At 41.9% G+C, this 17,948-nt stretch carries 15 protein-coding genes and 1 tRNA gene; 7 read left to right on the plus strand and 9 right to left on the minus strand.

Annotation, left to right across the window (positions count from 1 at the left end; translation table 11 throughout):
- Nucleotides 1–78: 78 nt before the first annotated feature.
- The 3 genes from U0033_RS14045 to U0033_RS14055 all read left to right on the plus strand — a co-directional run bounded on the left by U0033_RS14045 (nt 79) and on the right by U0033_RS14055 (nt 3,890).
- Nucleotides 79–696 (plus strand): hypothetical protein, encoded by a 618-nt coding sequence (locus U0033_RS14045; protein ID WP_072362540.1) that lies wholly within the window; start codon nt 79–81, stop codon nt 694–696.
- A 292-nt stretch (nt 697–988) separates the two neighbouring features.
- Nucleotides 989–2,281: a T9SS type A sorting domain-containing protein gene (locus U0033_RS14050; protein ID WP_072362541.1), complete on the plus strand. Its 1,293-nt coding sequence runs from the start codon at nt 989–991 to the stop codon at nt 2,279–2,281.
- Nucleotides 2,282–3,817: 1,536 nt separating this feature from the next.
- Nucleotides 3,818–3,890 (plus strand) — tRNA-Asp (locus U0033_RS14055).
- Between the two features lie 319 nt (nt 3,891–4,209).
- On the opposite strand, the gene U0033_RS14060 is transcribed toward U0033_RS14055, so the two are convergent.
- The gene (locus tag U0033_RS14060) at nt 4,210–5,316 is read right to left on the minus strand and encodes a sialidase family protein (RefSeq protein WP_072362542.1); all 1,107 of its coding nucleotides are present in this window, start codon (nt 5,314–5,316) and stop codon (nt 4,210–4,212) included.
- Nucleotides 5,317–5,685: 369 nt separating this feature from the next.
- Between U0033_RS14060 and U0033_RS14065 the strand changes: the two genes are divergently transcribed.
- Nucleotides 5,686–6,072 (plus strand): response regulator, encoded by a 387-nt coding sequence (locus U0033_RS14065; RefSeq protein WP_072362731.1) that lies wholly within the window; start codon nt 5,686–5,688, stop codon nt 6,070–6,072.
- A gap of 85 nt (nt 6,073–6,157) precedes the next feature.
- On the opposite strand, the gene U0033_RS14070 is transcribed toward U0033_RS14065, so the two are convergent.
- Both U0033_RS14070 and U0033_RS14075 read right to left on the minus strand, forming a co-directional pair.
- Complete coding sequence (locus tag U0033_RS14070) at nt 6,158–6,973, minus strand: alpha/beta fold hydrolase (RefSeq protein WP_245801793.1); 816 nt, start codon at nt 6,971–6,973, stop codon at nt 6,158–6,160.
- 282 nt (nt 6,974–7,255) lie between these two features.
- Nucleotides 7,256–8,335 (minus strand): ligand-binding sensor domain-containing protein, encoded by a 1,080-nt coding sequence (locus tag U0033_RS14075; RefSeq protein WP_072362544.1) that lies wholly within the window; start codon nt 8,333–8,335, stop codon nt 7,256–7,258.
- 139 nt (nt 8,336–8,474) lie between these two features.
- Here U0033_RS14075 and U0033_RS14080 point away from each other — a divergent pair, with 139 nt between their 5' ends.
- Nucleotides 8,475–9,368, plus strand: coding sequence for a winged helix family transcriptional regulator (locus U0033_RS14080; RefSeq protein ID WP_072362545.1), 894 nt, complete (start codon nt 8,475–8,477; stop codon nt 9,366–9,368).
- A 64-nt stretch (nt 9,369–9,432) separates the two neighbouring features.
- On the opposite strand, the gene U0033_RS14085 is transcribed toward U0033_RS14080, so the two are convergent.
- Both U0033_RS14085 and U0033_RS14090 read right to left on the minus strand, forming a co-directional pair.
- On the minus strand, nt 9,433–10,545 hold the full coding sequence (locus tag U0033_RS14085; protein WP_072362546.1) for an acyltransferase family protein: 1,113 nt from the start codon (nt 10,543–10,545) through the stop codon (nt 9,433–9,435).
- Between the two features lie 101 nt (nt 10,546–10,646).
- The gene (locus U0033_RS14090; RefSeq protein WP_072362547.1) at nt 10,647–13,112 is read right to left on the minus strand and encodes a glutaminase family protein; all 2,466 of its coding nucleotides are present in this window, start codon (nt 13,110–13,112) and stop codon (nt 10,647–10,649) included.
- Between the two features lie 569 nt (nt 13,113–13,681).
- Between U0033_RS14090 and U0033_RS14095 the strand changes: the two genes are divergently transcribed.
- Nucleotides 13,682–14,098, plus strand: a complete 417-nt coding sequence (locus U0033_RS14095; protein ID WP_072362548.1) for a hypothetical protein — start codon at nt 13,682–13,684, stop codon at nt 14,096–14,098.
- A gap of 206 nt (nt 14,099–14,304) precedes the next feature.
- A complete protein-coding gene (locus tag U0033_RS14100) occupies nt 14,305–15,327 on the plus strand; it encodes an LLM class flavin-dependent oxidoreductase (RefSeq protein ID WP_072362549.1) in 1,023 nt (340 codons plus the stop codon).
- Nucleotides 15,328–15,442: 115 nt separating this feature from the next.
- Here the strand turns inward: U0033_RS14100 and U0033_RS14105 are convergent, their stop codons facing one another.
- The 4 genes from U0033_RS14105 to U0033_RS14120 form a co-directional block, all read right to left on the minus strand.
- Nucleotides 15,443–15,922, minus strand: a complete 480-nt coding sequence (locus U0033_RS14105) for a CPCC family cysteine-rich protein (protein WP_072362550.1) — start codon at nt 15,920–15,922, stop codon at nt 15,443–15,445.
- 298 nt (nt 15,923–16,220) lie between these two features.
- The gene (locus tag U0033_RS14110) at nt 16,221–16,406 is read right to left on the minus strand and encodes a hypothetical protein (protein WP_072362551.1); all 186 of its coding nucleotides are present in this window, start codon (nt 16,404–16,406) and stop codon (nt 16,221–16,223) included.
- A 35-nt stretch (nt 16,407–16,441) separates the two neighbouring features.
- Nucleotides 16,442–16,981: a DUF6934 family protein gene (locus U0033_RS14115; RefSeq protein WP_072362552.1), complete on the minus strand. Its 540-nt coding sequence runs from the start codon at nt 16,979–16,981 to the stop codon at nt 16,442–16,444.
- Between the two features lie 256 nt (nt 16,982–17,237).
- Entirely contained in the window at nt 17,238–17,924 is a 687-nt protein-coding gene (locus tag U0033_RS14120) for a 2OG-Fe(II) oxygenase (protein WP_072362553.1), read from the minus strand.
- Between the last annotated feature and the right edge of the window lie 24 nt (nt 17,925–17,948).

The following is a 17,948-nucleotide window of genomic DNA, read 5'->3' on the forward strand; positions in this document are numbered from 1 at the left end:
AGAAAATACTTCGCCTAAGACCTATGCTACTTTCATTATGCAGGGTTTTAACCAGTCAATTTATATTTACACAGGATCGTGACTGATGGCAGGCAGATGGTAGTTTTCGGCATTGGAACCAGCAGACCAGATAAACTGTTACAGGTACACAATAACAGCATTGAGGACAATAATATTCTCGCATCAGGACACGCCGCTTCCATCTGGTTTACAGCACTTTCTACGTTATCAGAGAGTAAGAACAGTGCATTTGGCAGAATTGGATTAGCGACCAGGTCCGCAGCTTTTTTACTGACTGCACAAAGTGGTGATTTTGTCATTCATAGTGTTACCAGAAATGGGAATATTCTCTTTGGTACCGGATTGGATGAAGCAGGTACTAATGGCGTAGAGAGAATGCGCTTATCTTATAATGGCAATCGTGGTATCAACGTCACTTCTCCCACTGCAAAACTGCATGTATATGGAGATGTACGGTTCCGGGGATTGCCGACCAGGCCAGAAACGGTACTGGTACCGGATGAAAATGGATATATCTGCAAGAATAATAGTCCTGTAGCAGTACCTTCAAATACAGCGAATGATGTGGGGAGTTTCGAAGTACAGGCGAAAGAATTGAAGAAAGAGCTGGAAGAACTGCGAATGCAGATAGCTGCATTAAGAGCTGCGACAATGCCGGTAGCTGCGAATGATTAAAAATATAATGGCACTGCGCTGGAATAATGTCACTGGCTGCTAATGATTAAAAATATAATGACACTGCGCTGGAACTATGCCCCTGGCCACTGGTGGAGAATCAGCAATTACGAACGCAAACTATAATAATACCTTACATTAATATCCGACAATAAGCGGGTATTATTTTAAAAACAATAATTTCCACATGTGATAATTTCCCCTATATTAGCACCATAAAAATAACCCATGTAATAAAGACACTTATCTACCATTGAAGTACCTATGTTTTTTTAAACCCTAATCATACAAAATGACAAAGACCCAAAGCTGGAAACTGGTGTTAATCAGTTTTTGCAGCATGTTAACCATTCAATCCGCCAAAGCCCAGGGCTGGGTTGGCAATCCCGGACAGCGCCTGATTGCTGTTAATGATTCCCTCAAGTACGGTAGTTTATTTGTAGGTATTGGTACTAACACACCTACCTCACAATTACACACCACCGGTTCTGTACGATTCACCGGCCTTTCGCAGTTTAATGCTGCACCACGTTTCCTCGTACAAGATAGCAGCGGCAGCTTATTCTGGAAAGACGCCTCCACCATCGGTAGCAGCAATGCATGGTTATTGACCGGCAATGCAGGTACTAATCCGAATTCCAATTTTGTAGGAACTACGGATACTGCCAGGCTTGTATTCAGAACGAACAACGTTGAGAAAGCAACGATCCTTTCCAACGGTAACACAGGTATTGGTTTGAGTACGCCTATCAAACTCCTGCACATTCACAGTTCAAGTACAACGGCGGAAGACAACAACGTGATGATATCCGGTAAGTCTCCCTCTATCTGTTTCTCACAGAATCCTACTCAACCAGCAAGTGGTCAGATCACCACACCGTTTGCAAGATTTGGTCTTGCATCCAGGACCGGTGCATTCGTCACCACTTCTGTTGTTGGCGATTTCGTGCTACAGGCAATGACCTCTACAGGTAGTTTATTGTTCGGTACCGGTGTAGATTCTATTGGTACTAATGGCCTGGAAAAAGCGAGGATCAATCCTGCTGGTAATTTCGGTATTAATACTACGGCACCGACTGCTAAGTTGCACGTAAATGGTACTGTGCGGTTCCAGGGGCTGACCACTGGTACAGGTAGTGTACTCGTAGTAGACGCAAATGGCAATGTGTATAAAAGCGCAACTACGGCTGCACGGGTAGCGGATTCAAACGATGCACTGCAGCAGGAAGTGAATGACCTGAAACAGGCATTGGCAGATGTTCAGGCACAACTGGCGGCACTGAAAAGTGGCAGTTTGCAGGTAACTGGTAGCAGCAATGCAAGCGGATCTTATTCTCTGTCTAGTGCACCTAATCCTACTTCTGGCAGTACTCTTATCAGGTATACATATCCTGGCACCGTAGGTCATGCTTACCTGACGGTTACTGATCTGAATGGTAAACAAGTGAAGAGAGTGGATCTGAAAACGAATGGTGGTAACAGCGTAAACCTGTCACTGGATGGTGCTACAGCGGGAACGTATGTATATAGCCTGGAGCTGGATGGTCGTGTGGTAGAAAGTAAGAAGCTGATGCTGGCGAGATAATACCTTAATAGCGGGTTTGAATAAGCCCGCTATTAGCTTTCCAACGGCAAGAACGTGGACTTAAGGTGGCGCTGTAATATGGAAAAAATTGACCAGAAGCAGCAGATGGAGGGTATAGAAGGTCACCAGTGCATGTCTGCAGGTGTGGTTATATTTTCTATTCGTATGAGATCACTGAATTCCTTTGGCGAGTTTTGTGTTATTCTCTTTGAATAAAGGCAGTATATAATAAGGGTGTTGCAATTGCTCTTTGCAGATACCCAGGTATGTGGACAATTGGAAATCCTTCTTCTTTGACAGCTATAATTTCTCTGGCTGGATCGACTATGATCAATGTACCATTTCCGGGAATACAGATCTTTTGAGGATAGGTACATATATCTGTTCCCGTTACTCTCACTTTGCTAAAATCGATAGGTACAGCAATATAATTTGAGGCCAATTTGCGATCCTTTCTGAAGCGGTAAGCTTTGATGGCATGGATATCCTGACTGGTGGTTAGATTGTATAGGGAGTTGCGGAGGAAGTTGTATGCTGGGGAGGTGGAGTTGCGCAGGGAGAGTGAGGAACGGGTGATGGAATATTTTGATTCTATAGTTTAATAATTGATTATAAGGAACTTCGGGATTTTTTCCGGAGTTTTTTTTATTTCTTTTTTTGCTGCGTAGAAAGGCTGCGCAGAGGGCTGGTAATTTTGTTTCATCAACGGGAGAGGAAATGAAAGATGGATTCTCCTGGTGATTTAACCCTGAAATTATTTTGTTTTTGACTTTAGTTTTGAAGGTTATAGCGTAGCATCTGTAGCAAAAGGCGCAGAGGGCTATAACTGGATAATGTTAGCCCTGAAAGTGTTCATTGTTTTGGTTAATGCCAGAAATGTCCATTGTTTTAGTTGACCCTGAGAGCGTTCATTGTGTTGGTTAATGCCAGAGGCGTCCATTGTGAATTAGTTGACCTTGAAAGCATCCATTGTGTTGGTTAATGCCAGAGGCGTCCATTGTGAATTAGTTGACCTTGAAAGCATCCATTGTGTTGGTTAATGCCAGAAGCGTCTATTGTGAATTAGTTAACCTTGAAAGTGTTCATTGTGTTGGTTAATGCCCGAAGCGTCCATTGTGAATTAGTTAACCCTGAAAGCATCCATTGTGTTGGTTAATGCCAGAAGCGTCTATTGTGAATTAGTTAACCTTGAAAGCATCCATTGTGTTGGTTAATGCCCGAAGCGTCCATTGTGAATTAGTTGACCTTGAAAGCATCCATTGTGTTGGTTAATGCCAGAAGCATCCATTGTGAATTAGTTGACCTTGAAAGCATCCATTGTGTTGATTAATGCCCGAAGCGTCCATTGTGAATTAGTTAACCCTGAAAGCATCCATTGTGTTGATTAATGCCAGAAGCGTCTATTGTGAATTAGTTAACCTTGAAAGCATCCATTGTGTTGGTTAATGCCAGAAGCATCCATTGTGAATTAGTTGACCTTGAAAGCATCCATTGTGTTGTTAGTTTCCCGGGGGGTATATGGTGATATCTCTCAACGGACCGGTAGTTCAGTTGGTAGAATTGTGGATTGTCGATCCATCGGTCGCGGGTTCGAACCCCGTCTGGTCCGCCGAAAAATTAAAACGCCTTCAAAGCAATGATTTTGAAGGCGTTTTTCTGTTCGAAATATTTTCTCAAGATTCATTGCTCATCATACTCAATTATGACAATCAAGTAATCGGTGGGATTGAAGCGTTATAAAAAATGATCTCCTCTTGCCCCACAAATGGCGTATTCTTAGGGCAGTATGTTCCCACGAGATTTTGATGAGATAATAGGATGGAGAGGTGACTACGGGGCTCCGCTCCTTTTCTTTTATTATATATTATCACGTGCTTATGCGTTGCCCATCTGGAATTAGTGAATTTATCAGTTACTATCAGTCAGGTTTAACAATGATTCTCCATCTGTATGGCATAAACCACGTTTCCTGAAACAGATAATTTGAACATCTTACCCTTTACAGCAGGGAGTACCAGTTTCCATGTTTTTCCATTGTCTGATGTCATGTAAACACCGTCAGAATGACCACAAAAGAAGTTTTCACCCACCTGGATAATGGAAGTTTTGTACTCCTCATCCGGACGTGCCGTTTCTTTCGGATGCCACACTGAGTCACTGCCCTGTGCCGGATTGCCTGCAAGCATAGGTTGCATGGGGGAGTCAATAATAGTTTGCGTCTGAAGGCCGGCATCAATGGGCTGCCAGGTTTTTCCGCCATCGAAGGATGTCCGCACTCTCCTGGTCCTGGCGGCTGTACTGTAATTGATAGCAGCGAACCCTCCTTTGATCCTTTCTACGTCGATGCCCACACCACCCTCACTGATCACTAATTCCCAGTTTTCACCATCATCGGTTGATCTAATGATCCCTCTATTGGAAGTAGCCAACATTATACCATCTGACTCTACCATTTTTCCTAACAAACCCCAGGCATTGACAGGTTTCCATGTTTTCCCATGGTTTGCGGATCTAAAAAGGCCCTCGTCGGTACCGATGAAAAGGGTGCCTCCGGCAGTTTCTAAAACGGTGCGTACTTTTTTCTCCTTCAAATCTGTGAATACCGGCGACCAAACATTTGATCCGTTTAGCTTTTGTAAAATGGGGCCATCGTAATTGTATGCAAATAACCCGGTCTTACCAGGGGCAATGCTGCTATGCTTGTCAGGGAAAATATCCCTGGTCCAAAAGGGAGCGGTGGCGTTTGTATTACTGTGATATATCCAATTCCCATCGGTTAAATAGAGCCCATTTTCATCTGCGCAAATAACATTTCTGCCAATACCGTAGTCATCCTTCACAGGTTCGGGCAAGCCATTGCTTATATCCTGCCAGGTGTGTCCGCCATCCGCAGATCTAAAAACGATGCCTGCTGTTGCGGTCGTATCAGTTTTTTGAGTGTGTAGCTTGTCAGTGAAATGAGAGGACTTTGGAATTCCAGGCGCCTGGTTACAGGAAAAGAGTAATTGAATAAGGAACAAATTAAAGATTTTCATGACTGAAATTGATTTAGTGAAACAACGGCATAAAGATATCCGGGGGCAAGTACCGGGAGGCTTTTTAATTGTAAAAGATTGTAAAAGGATAGGTAAAAGGTTTGTAAAATGGGCGGTGAGGGAGATTCAATGGATGTTTTTGCCCACATGAAGCCCTTCATTTTGTTGGACCTGCCATCATGATAATTATTTTTGATTTGCTGCAATTGGCATTTATCTACAATCCCAGAAGGGTTATACTACGAGATTTAGGACAGCGACTTTTGCCTGCGCCTAAAGACATAAACCACCTCTTGTGAAATAAACTTTTTGAATAGCCTGCCATTTGGCATGCTTTTTCAATTAATAACCATATTCAAAAATGCAAGTATGAAAAATAAAACCACTCCCAGTAAGGTATTAATCATTGACGATGAAGGTGATCTCTGCCTGCTTTTAAACATATTACTCGAAGGAAAAGATGTAGAACATGTACAAAGCATTGCAAAAGCTGAGGAATATCTTCTACAGGAAAAACCTTCTTTAATCATACTGGACAATCGCCTGCCAGATGGCTTTGGTATCGATTTTCTCAGTTTTGTAAAAAAGGAACATCCATCTATAAAAGTGATCATGATCTCTGGTGTGGATGCGGCCGCTGAAGATGTAGCACTGGAAAATGGCGCAGATGCTTTTCTCAGGAAACCATTTTCCAAAGAGCAGTTACACCAGACGGTTAATGAGTTATTGAACAGGGAAGAAGAGGTTAGTTTGTAGATAGCCTGGTAACAGGGAAGATGTTTAGCTTTAAATAATAAGACAGATTAAAAAAGCGCTGGTGTTCAGCGCTTTTTTAATCAGATTATTGTAAAAAATCATCTACATAACTGAATATAATTTTTGTTTGCCTCATCAGGCTAACATGGCTCTGGTTGGGAATGACAGCCAGTCGTGCTTTGGGCATGGCCTGCATATCAGCAGAAACACCTCCTCCCAATAATTTATAAGTTTTTGCCAGTTCGATTTTATCCATGCCATCATTGTCGCCTGATATGATTAATACAGGTGCTGTGATTTTGGCTATATTGTCATCACCAAGATCGAATGGCTCCCCTGCTGAGGCAATCATCTGTTCCAGGAACTTGTTCCATTTTGTTTTATCCGGAGCTACCGCATCATAAGCGGTTTGCAGCGGCGAATTTGCAAATAACTCAGGTTTCATTTTTTTAAACACAGCGTTTACTTCTGGTAGCCAGCCTTCGCTTTTATACACAGCCGAAATGATGACCAGGTTTTTCAACCGTTGTGGACTTTGTAACGCAAATTGGTAAGCGATCTGGCCACCAAAACTATATCCCACTACATCTGCGCTGTCTATTTTCAGATAATCCATTACTTTCTCCACATCGCTGGCCAAAGTTGACCGGGATAGTTTTCTATCTGAATAGGGAGTGTGACCATGTCCTTGTAATTCCAGGGCTATTACTTTTCTTGTTTTCGCTAACTCAGGGATTAGTTCTCCCCAATTCATTTCAATGGTATAGTAAGCACCATGGAGTAATATGACAGGCTTACCTTCACCATATACTTCGTAATAAACCTGGATGCCATTAGCAGGTGCATAGCCCCTGCTGGTGGGTTTGATTTGCTGTGCAATTAAGGAAGGTGCTGCAGACATATTGAATGCAATTAGGAGTAATTTTATAAGATTGCCTGTGTTGCGTAAATTTTTCATAAGCTTGACAGTGAATGACAACTCAAAGGTGGGAAACATTTTAAGGATCACAAATGTTCAAAAGCGACAAGCTTAGGGGGAGATTACGACAAAATATTATTATTAGAACTCATTTCAAATAGCTATTAATGAAATGAGTTCTATGTTCATAATAAAAAGGAAGGCGTCACAAGCCCGCTGTTATTTGGATCTGAATACTTTTGGGATCGAATATTTTGCAGTTGATTAACAAGGTTCTTCAGGTTTTTCGTAGAAATATTGCCGAATGGCCTCAGCAAAAAAATCAGTGATATTTTTTCCATCATAACGATATACTCCCTTTATGGAACCAAACCAGATACTTCCATCGCCTGCTTCCATTATTCCGCAAAGCATTTTATCGATTGACATTATTTCAGTGGCAATAGGGTTTTTATCGTACAAGGTTTTTTGATCATACCTTGAAAGTTTCCAGCTCCCAACCCCATTGGGATTTACTGCACCGCTTGTCCAGATGTTACCCTGCTTATCTTCGAACATCGAAGCAGCACCTCGCTGCGATACCTGGGTAAAGCTAAGGCCGTCATAGCGCCAAAGCCCCTGTTCAGCGAACACCTTATTACCTTGTCTGTTATTGATGATTGTTCCGCCAAACCAAATGTTGCCTTTTTTATCCTCGATTATTGCACTAACGTTGTTGAAAGCCTTACCGTCTTTGTTTTTGAAAATAGTAAATTTTCCTCCATCATAATAACAGGCCTCTTCCCTGGTACCAAACCATATTCTCCCGGTTTTATCTTCTAAGATGGCATTAATACCATTATTGGAGAGCCCTTCTTTCGTTGTAAAGTTTCGAAATGATTTTCCGTCAAAACAGCTTGCACCTCCCCGGGTGCCGAACCAGATGCTACCGGCTTTGTCTTCATAAATAGCCGCAACTGCATTGCTGGCAAGCCCCTCCCTGGTTGTAAAATGCTGAAAGGACTGGCCGTTGTAACAATAAACACCCGAATCCCTGGTAGCCAACCAAAGTAATCCTTTCCGGTCTTCCAGCACATTCAGGAAGCTGGGCGAATTTATTTCACTCGTTAGGTTAGTAAAGGATTTTCCATCGTACAATAACACGCCTTTATAGGAAGCTAACAAAATATTCCCGTTTCTATCCTGCTTGATATTCCGAACCATGCTGTTGGGCGCCGGGGATGCTTTTGACTTTTTTGTTTCGGGATTGAATTTATTTATTGGGTTGTTTGTTATGTTTGTTCCTCCACAGGAAATGCAAAAAACAAGTATCAGGAACCAGGCATATTTGTGTATGCATCTCATAATTTAGTTGTTTAATATGAATAATGGCGGCGCCGTTTGAATAGCCGTTGGTCCGGCGAAAATACGGTGATACCTTTCAGACAGAGGGTTTTGGATTGTAAATAAAAATGTAAAACTTTGTAAATAACAAATTGACACTATGCGTCTCAGTCTACATCTGCTTTCCGGGAAAGGGAAATACTTCCCTGGATTCATACTGTTTTTGGGTATTGCTTTATTCTGGGTGGCTTTTAGTATGGAGGATAGTGATTTTGATATTTCCAGGAGGGAAATATCCCTGCGCAGGATTGGGCATGAACTGCTTTTACAATCCGGGGATCGTACTTCGAGGGTGCTGCCGGTAAAAAAGATTGCGGCCAATGAATACCAGATCGGTTTTGAGCATGATCTTACTTTTCAACCGGAATTCCTGGTGAATACGACAAGGCGTTTGTTAGGTAATGATCCGCTTATAGGAGATTATGTGGTGACTGTTTTGAATCGGGGCAAGGAGGATGTAGTGTATGGGTTTGCTATTTCCGGCAATAAAGACAATGATATTATAGCTTGTAAAGGACGGGTGCAACCGAAAGCAGACTATTTGATCAATGTTAAGTTCAGGCCTGCAGGCATGGCGATTGCAAAGAATGGGTTTCTTTTGGGCGGCCTGCCATTTTTGGCGTTTATTGGTTTTATTCTTTTTAGATCGGTAAAGCCACAAAGGGTGGCTGCTTTGCCAACGGAGCAGCCTGCTGATGTATTTACTTTTGGCGGAGTGGTATTTGATGCACAGAAAATGCAGCTGACTGTTAATCAGGAAATTATTGATTTGACGGATACTGAAGGGCGTTTGTTACGGATTTTTGCGTCGTCACCTAATGAGATGATAGAGAGAAGCCGCTTGCAGAAGGAGATATGGGAGGATGAAGGGGTGATTGTGGGGAGGAGTCTGGATATGTTTATTTCGAAGCTTAGGAAGAAGCTGGAAATGGATCCAGGTAGCAGGATTGTTGTTGTGCGGGGGAAGGGGTATAAGTTGGAGATTAGTGTATAATATTAATTTGGAATATAGGGGTTAATGCCCAGGCCACGCCCTACATTAACCCCTCCTAATGCTCCTATTTAAACCTCTTACGCACCCATGCACGCACCGGTTCATCAAACAATTTCAAACTCGCATACGCCACTACGATCGCTCCTAAAAACGTACTCAGCGCATAAGGCCATGATTCCGCAAGCGTGATACCTTTATGATCACTCACCCATCCCACATAAAAATAAACCAGGGTATAATGCGTCATGTATAATGGATAAGATAAATCCCCAAGGAACTTACAAATCTTAGCCCCTCTCTCACTATGCATCACTCCACCAGCACCCATCATCACGATAACCGGGAATAACACGATGATACAAATTGACTCATACAATCCATTCATCCACAAATGATCCGCGCCACCTATACGAGGCATAAATAACAATACAGCTACGAATACTGAACACCACAAGAATGCATGTTTAATATGAATCTTCTTCCCCAGCCTTGATAATAACAAACCCGCAAAGAACGGATACATCACCCGCGTCATACCGACCTTCACCTGCTCCACCGATAATGTCCAGCCACCGGTGACATCGCCATTTGAATTCGTGACTGCGAAATATACCAGCGCTGCCGCTGATAATGCGACTAATATGCCTAATGTCTTATTGGAGAATTTCCTGATTCCTATTGCGTACAAAATATTAGCGATGTATTCGAAAAACAAAGACCAGCCCACACTGTTTAAGGGGTGCATCTCCTGCCAGCCACGGATGTCCATGGATAAAGGTACCGGCAATATGGTGTAACCGATCAGCATCACCAACATCATTTTCCATACTGGCACGGTTTGTATATCCGGCCATATTGCTGATCCCTGCCAATAAAATCCAATTGCACCCAGGGTCATACCGAGAATGACAAGTGGCTGTAATCTTTCTATACGACGTCTTAAAAAACTACCAAAGGTGAGTTGATTCCACCGGTCATCATAGGCGTAACCGATTACATAACCGGAGAGTAAAAAGAAAAAGTCAACTGCAAGATAACCGTGATTGATATGCTGTGTAAGATGGCTGCTGGCATGTGGTTCGCAGAGATGAAACCATACTACTATGACTGCAGCCACGCCACGTAATCCATCTAATATCTGGTAATGAGGTTTGGTAGGAAGCGTGTTGTTATTCATCTGTTTTGCTTGTGGAATTAAATACAGCAGCTATCAATACGTGATTGATAGCTGCTGCAGAGACCTGTTGTTAATATGCTTATGCAGGACCTAAGCTGTCCTTATTTACTATGTAATTTATCAGCTAATACCTTCATATAGAAACCACCCACTACGCTTCTTCCCTTAAAGTTTTCGCGGATACCAGTTTCTGAATCATAAAAATCGTTCAGTGGTACACGTGATGGTGTCTCTAATGCATGTACATACAGCGGTTTGATCAAAGCATCAAACTGCTCTTTCTGTGGCGCAAATGTGGCTGTCCATGCGATCCAGTCATTCTTGGTATAGGTCTTACGGCTATCCAGCGGTATACCGAATTTGTTTATTTTGGTGAGATAGTATTTAGTTTCTGTATCATATACCTTCTGAGGGAACAGGTTCAGATCTAATACTTTATCCCACACTAAATTATACTTCTGGCTCCAGGTATTCTTATTATCAAACGTCAGTGCATAGTGATCTCCTGCATCTGCCATTTCTATCCATTTTGGCACCATGCTTTCTGCGATTGCGCGATACTTCTTAGCGGTCTCCTGTTCGCCTAACTGCTCTGCCAGTTGCGCATAACAGCCAATACCCACGATCGCCTTTACTGACAAGTTTGCATTACGCGCCAGGTGGCCTGCGAAATCATCTGTACATAACTGTGTTTTAGGATCCAATCCGTCTTTCACGAGATAATCTACCCAGGTTGTCAGTGTTTTCCAATGCTTCTTAGCATAGTCTGTATTACCCTGTGCTTTGGTAATAGCAGCTACGAGAATGATCATATTACCTGATTCTTCTACAGGCATTGGTTCGCCATAGGTCTGACCATTTGCTTTTGGATAAGTACCCAGATCATGTGCTGCCCATGGATGTGGATATTTGCCTGACTCGCTGAAATAGAATATACCTGTTAACATTCCCTTCATCAGTTCCGGATTGTAGATCAGGTACAGCGGTGCGGAAGGATAAGTTACATCTACGGTGTTGATGAAGCCACCACTGTTGTTTTCCTTTGACAACCACAGGATTTCGCCATCAGGGCTTTTTACCAATGTATGTGCTGCAATACTCTGACGATAAGCCAGTACACATAAATGCGCATATTCTGTACCGCCTGATTTTAACGCTGTCGCATATACCTCTTTATCCATGTCAGTACATTTCTGCATGACGGTGGTATATTCATTAGCTGCACTGGTCAGCTGGCCATCGATGGTTTCGTTGCCACCTGCATTCCACCAGGGTCTTAAATTTGTATTGAAGTACTGGATTGCGAAAATTTCATCGTATCCCAATTCTACGAAGCGTTCTACCTGCTTGCTGCCGACTGTTCCAAAAGGAATGACAGTGTTCAGTGATAAGGATTTTCCTTTTGTTGCTGAGGATACATTGGTTCCTTTTTTAAATGCAGCCACAGCATCTGCACCCTTTGTAATGAACTGGGTAGCGCCTGTATTCTTTGGAGCAGCTACGTAGAAATATCCCCAGTCTATACGCATATCATCAGCACCTTTTTGCAGTACCGGCTGGTCTACGGTTCCTACCTTTAAGACAGACAGGGTGCCTTTATCGTAGCGTTGTGCAATTACCTGCTGAGCGGGTTGATACACTGCGATGTCTGAAGAAGCACCTAACAGTACTTTCACCGCATGTTGTTTCCCATCATTTGCTTTTACAGCATAAGTGATGTAGGAGACTGGTCTGGATAATAATTTCAGATCATTCAGCAAAAGCGGTGAGGTGAATTTCAGTTCCAGGTCCACATTACCGGCTGTAAACGCATAGGTAGTGCTGGTAGCAGTAATGTCAACTTTTGTTTGCTTCGCCAACTGGGTTTCTCCGGAAGCATCCTTTTGTTTATCTACCAGGCCAAAATCCAGGTAACGGCCGCCGGCGGTATTTGCCAGGTGAATGGCGATGGTATTTACGCCTGTTTTCAGCAGACTTTTATTCAATGGCAGGTAGGTGAAACTGTTCGTCCAGCCAGTGGTTTCATAAACCTTGCTACCATTCAGGTAAACTTCTACATTATCATCATGATTGAGCTTTAACAAGAGCTCATTGATGCTGGCAGGATTTTGAATGGTGAAATTTCTTCTTACCCAGATGTTGTCTGACTTCCACAGGGTTTTTACATTCTTCTCATCATCCCCGATTGGTGCCTGGCCTGATTTCCAGGTAGCAGTTTTGTAGTTCTGGGAAGTCCAGTTAGCATCCGGCTGGGTTTCTGTGTAACTCATTGTGTAAGGAGTTTCATCTGCTGCAGCCAGGATGGTTTTATACCTTGTTTCTTCTTTACCCAAAAAACGATACACTTTACCATCTACGCTGATCATGCCCAATAGTGAGTGATCGGCACCCGTCCAATGCGTGGTTGTTGACTTGTTGAGCTCATCGGTATTAGACCAGATGCTAAAGTTTGGATTGTGAGTAATAAGTGGATATGCCGGTGCTATTCTTTCCTGCGCCTGAAGCTGGCAGGTGGAAATAAGACACGCTAGTACACTGAGACCTTTTAATCTGTTGAATTTAATCATCTTAGATTTTTGTAATTATCGTTTGGAATTTTAGCGGGTTAAAATTAAATAACCGGAATTTTCTAGTTTATGATTTTCGCCGCAAGATTAAAATAATTCAGGTCAATTTTGCATGTTTTTGCAATTTCCGCAAGGATATGGTTCTATTTTAGTGAGGTTGAGGGGTGAAGAGGAGGAAATTTGTTATGATAATATTATGTTGATGAACAGGATTTACTCACTTTAGACCATCCTGATTATGAGGAACTAACGATCAGCTGGCCTGTATTGTGCAAGTTTTAAGTAAATCAGGGCATTGGGTGAAAGTAAACATACACAGGCAGGATCAAAATCAATACAAATAATAGCGTTTTATCAATAGCGTTCCATTCTCATCAGGCCATTTTATCTACCCCCAGGGTGCCGTTCTCTGTTTCCGATTGCAGGATTTACTGCCGGATTTTTCTTCTTTTGTAGTGGTTGTTGTAGCAGGAAAGATATACAAGGATGAGATCTGCTATTATGGGTTTCATGAGTATATGGTACCTGCAAATTTAGCGATATTGGTCGCTTTTGTGTAACTTAATAGTATGATTATTCCTTCAGACATATTAGCAGAGGTACAAGTTTTGGTATCACAAAATGGAAAGGTTCAGGCTGTTGCATTGGTGAAGAAGGCAGCCAATTGCTCACTAAAAGAAGCCAAGGATTTTGTGGATCAATTGGATAAACCTAAGACTCCTATTACCGGAAATATTGATGATCAGTTAAGAGGCATATTATTACGGGGTAATAAGATAGAAGCCATTAAAGTATACAGAGATCATACGGGCGAAAGTCTTGCCGAAAGCAAGGACTATATAGAGCGCCTGGATCATTATGAGAGTGGTAAAAACACAGGGATAGATGAGCTGCTGCAGCAGCAAGCCAGGCCAGGACCTAATTATACATGGGCTATCATATTGCTGATAGCTGCTGCGGTGATAGCCTGGGCACTGCTTCGGTAAGTTTATAAAAGTTTTATACTGGCCGGATGTCTTCCATTTTCCACGGATTACTATTCTTAGATTATAACATCCTTCATTGTCGGTTGACAAGAGATTCACTCTTTGATTTTATGCACATTCAATTAGTATGAAAATCAACGTTGCTCTTTAAGCAATGATATAATCTCTATCTTTGCAATGGCTATTTTACAAGCGAAAAGAGACGTATGAAGAAAATAGGATTTTTATCGTTCGGACATTGGTCCAATCATCCCGCTTATCAGGCCCGTACCGCCAGTGACACCTTGCTTCAATCTATTGACCTGGCTGTTGCTGCTGAAGAAATCGGGTTAGATGGTGCATATTTTCGGGTACATCATTTTGCAGCTCAGTTAGCATCTCCATTTCCTTTACTCGCTGCTATCGGTGCCAAAACCAGCAGGATAGAGATTGGAACGGGGGTGATTGACATGCGTTATGAGAATCCCCTTTATATGGTGGAAGATGCCGGCGCTGCCGATATTATTTCCGGCGGTCGGTTACAGTTAGGTATTAGCAGAGGCTCGCCAGAACAGGTGATTGAAGGCTGGCGTTATTTTGGATACGCACCTGAGGAAGGAGAAACAGATGCTGATATGGGGCGCAAAAAATCCCTGCAGTTTTTGGATCAATTGAAAGGTGTTGGTTTTGCACAACCCAACCCCTTCCCTATGTTTCCTAACCCTCCGGGCTTATTAAGATTAGAACCTCATTCTGAAGGATTGCGGGATCGCATCTGGTGGGGTGCAGCTTCTAATGCAACGGCTGAATGGGCTGCGGAGAAAGGGATGCATTTGCAGAGTTCTACTTTGAAAATGGATGAAAGTGGGAAACCATTTCACATTCAACAGGCCGAGCAGATCAGGGTGTATAAAGAGGCGTGGAAGAAGGCCGGGCACCAGCGTGAACCGAGGGTTTCTGTGAGCCGGTCTATTTTTGCACTGATGAATGACCAGGATAGATATTTCTTTGGTCAGGATGCAAAGGGAGGTGATAAAATTGGGAATATAGAGAAAGGGAAGCGTGCTATTTTTGGAAGAAGCTATGCCGGCGAACCGGATCAGCTCATTAAAGAGCTGGCGCAGGATGAGGCTATCCAGGAGGCTGATACGCTGCTGCTGACGATTCCTAATACACTGGGGGTTGATTACAATATACACATCCTGTCGTCTATACTGGAGCATGTTGCTCCTGGTTTAGGATGGCGTTAATATCATTATGAGGCTGTATCTAAAGTAAAATTATCCGGATTTAATTCAGGTACCTGATGGAGAGCATTTTTGTTGATGAAATGCGCTATGCCTTCAATTTACTTTTGTTACAGCCTCATAGTTTTGGTACGACCATCGCTGCCAGCAGATCGTTCCTGACCTCTTTCCATTCAAACCGGATATGATCCTGGGCGCTTTCATCGCCGGTCATTCTATTAGAGATATCTTCCTTTCGTCGTTGATAATATTCGATGGTCTTTAATACACTTGCTGTATCAAAATCAACTTCGCCGTCTTTCAATTCTATATGGCTTTCCAGTATACGACCGATGTTGATCCTGTTATCTTTTAGGGAGAGGTTGCCATTAGGGCCGCCTCGTGGGTGGGATACTTCTGTAATCATGCTATTTGCATGATCATCTTCGCCATCATCTTCCCAATCGCAGATTTCGCAGATTTCGAATCTATTTCTTTCGGGAAGGGTAGGAAATCCGCAACCCGGGCAGGTATATAGGTGAATATCGTTTGCACGAAGGTAGGTATCGTAATGTGCTCTTCTGAGGTGAAAAGCAGTTAGAATTTCGGTCTCGTTCATGTGCTGAAATTACTATTTTACTTAGAATTCATTTCATAATTACTATTTATGTATTGATTATCAGCTGGAAATACCTATTTATGAAGTGAGTTCTAGTATATAACAATTTCATGTTCTTAATAAAAATGTAAATGCAGGGTATACTTGTTGGTTAATCAGGCAAAACTGTTTTCTTCGTATTATTATAGATAAAGGGAATTGGTGATGGTGGGCAGGGAGAGATTGGATTTGTTAAGAACAAATTGGATGGGCCATTAAAAACAAAAAGGATAGTCATAAAACTACCCTATATGAAAAATTATTGAGCCCGCTTAATAACGCTTTTAAGTTCAGCCATAAAGATTTCCGCGTCCTTTTGAGATCGAATAACCTGTGCTAAACCATCAATACGAACAGATTTAGATAGCACAGACTTATGATTACTGCCCTGATTCCGGGCAATTGCCTTGTACTGTTCAATTTTCTGTTGAATACTTTGTTTCATACTTTAAATGTACTTAAATAAATTGGTTTTGAATTTTAGTTTAAGTGAAACATATAATACCGGTAAAGATCATGACGAGTTCGTTCATAATTAAACAATTCGGGTTTGGGTTTTGCCCAAATGCTTCCCTTATGATCCACCTCATAGGTCCAATCTCTAAATACCCGAACATACCAGTCCACGCCTATACCTACAAAAAAACCGTCTAAATATTTACGGTTTGACTTAAACATCAAATGATACATAGTTGCTCTGACATCATCTGATCCATCAATTCCCAAAGTCAAATCAGGGTTTTCCAGCAAAAAGGTAAGTCCATGAAACAAGACTGTAGAAAATACCTTATTGACGTTAGCATGTTTTAGCCGTTTATCATCATGAAAATTTCCATTATTATCAGGAGGCCCAAATCCAAGATTATACACCTTTGGTAAATAAGGATCAGGATGTGGATCAATTCTTACTAAAATTTGCTGATTTGTACCGTCAACCTGCGGTGAATTGAAAACCATTTGAGATAAATCATTTTCAATACTTACAGGCTCGAAAGTCTCTTCGAAATTTATAACTATCATAAAGTAATTGGGATTAACTATTCATCAATTATTCTGTAAATTATTTCATCGGGTACTGATTTACAAATTTAAGTATGCCTATTTTTTTAGAAAAAAATCATAGATTCATAAAGGCTATCCGGGGATCAAAATAACATGCTGTAAAAAAATATAATCTCCTTACTCAATAAAAAAACGATTATCCGCATTCAATAAAATTGTAAATTATCCTCCATCAGACAAGCACAATGCACACGCAACCATTATATTTCAACATTTATAGTCCATCGTGAAATATAATTCCCAGGCTATGCCGCCTGCCGCTGTGAACCGTACTGACACCATGCTTCATATTCACGCGGTAGAAACCTTTGCTCCCTCTTACAGGCCGAAAGTTCGTAGTGAAGATGATCATGTCACCTTTACCAGGTTTTAATACATTCGCTTTCGATTGCGCACGTGGAACCTGTTCTGTGATTACAAACTCACCACCGGTATATTCTTCATCAAGGATGAACACCATTTGCATAGGGAAATAAATTTCTCCATAAAGATCCTGATGCAATGTATTGAATCCTCCTTCTCCATATTTCAAGATCAGCACAGTGGGCTTTTCCTGTCCATGGGTCTTGCAAAGGGTTTTCATTTCATCGTGTGTCAGGGGGAAGCTTTTGGAAATGTTTAATTCCTGCATCCATTGATTAGCAACTGGAGCTATCAGGGTGTATATACTTTCCCTTAGCGTTGTGATGAGTGATGGTAAGGGATATTGGAAATATTTGTATTCTCCCTGACCAAAACGATAGCGCTCCATGTTGATGGTTTTGCGGTAGGTATTATCTGCATTGTAGTCTGCGATCAGTGCTTCACATTCCTGATTATCCAATACGTTTTTGACAAGGACAAACCCTTTGTCGTGTAATTCCTTTGTGATATCAGGCCAGTTTTGTGTTGATATGTTCATAGGTGCAAAACTAGTGGGCTGGCA

Origin of the sequence: Chitinophaga sancti, from assembly GCF_034424315.1 — a bacterium.
In the GTDB taxonomy this organism is placed as follows: Bacteria; Bacteroidota; Bacteroidia; order Chitinophagales; family Chitinophagaceae; genus Chitinophaga; species Chitinophaga sancti.

What these genes read in the sequence shown, in the direction of transcription:
- U0033_RS14050 (WP_072362541.1), top strand. Translation starts at nt 989, where the DNA reads ATGACAAAGACCCAAAGCTGGAAACTGGTGTTAATCAGTTTTTGCAGC.
- U0033_RS14060 (WP_072362542.1), bottom strand. Translation starts at nt 5,316, where the DNA reads ATGAAAATCTTTAATTTGTTCCTTATTCAATTACTCTTTTCCTGTAAC.
- U0033_RS14065 (WP_072362731.1), top strand. Translation starts at nt 5,686, where the DNA reads ATGAAAAATAAAACCACTCCCAGTAAGGTATTAATCATTGACGATGAA.
- U0033_RS14070 (WP_245801793.1), bottom strand. Translation starts at nt 6,973, where the DNA reads ATGTCTGCAGCACCTTCCTTAATTGCACAGCAAATCAAACCCACCAGC.
- U0033_RS14075 (WP_072362544.1), bottom strand. Translation starts at nt 8,335, where the DNA reads ATGAGATGCATACACAAATATGCCTGGTTCCTGATACTTGTTTTTTGC.
- U0033_RS14080 (WP_072362545.1), top strand. Translation starts at nt 8,475, where the DNA reads ATGCGTCTCAGTCTACATCTGCTTTCCGGGAAAGGGAAATACTTCCCT.
- U0033_RS14085 (WP_072362546.1), bottom strand. Translation starts at nt 10,545, where the DNA reads ATGAATAACAACACGCTTCCTACCAAACCTCATTACCAGATATTAGAT.
- U0033_RS14090 (WP_072362547.1), bottom strand. Translation starts at nt 13,112, where the DNA reads ATGATTAAATTCAACAGATTAAAAGGTCTCAGTGTACTAGCGTGTCTT.
- U0033_RS14095 (WP_072362548.1), top strand. Translation starts at nt 13,682, where the DNA reads ATGATTATTCCTTCAGACATATTAGCAGAGGTACAAGTTTTGGTATCA.
- U0033_RS14100 (WP_072362549.1), top strand. Translation starts at nt 14,305, where the DNA reads ATGAAGAAAATAGGATTTTTATCGTTCGGACATTGGTCCAATCATCCC.
- U0033_RS14105 (WP_072362550.1), bottom strand. Translation starts at nt 15,922, where the DNA reads ATGAACGAGACCGAAATTCTAACTGCTTTTCACCTCAGAAGAGCACAT.
- U0033_RS14110 (WP_072362551.1), bottom strand. Translation starts at nt 16,406, where the DNA reads ATGAAACAAAGTATTCAACAGAAAATTGAACAGTACAAGGCAATTGCC.
- U0033_RS14115 (WP_072362552.1), bottom strand. Translation starts at nt 16,981, where the DNA reads ATGATAGTTATAAATTTCGAAGAGACTTTCGAGCCTGTAAGTATTGAA.
- U0033_RS14120 (WP_072362553.1), bottom strand. Translation starts at nt 17,924, where the DNA reads ATGAACATATCAACACAAAACTGGCCTGATATCACAAAGGAATTACAC.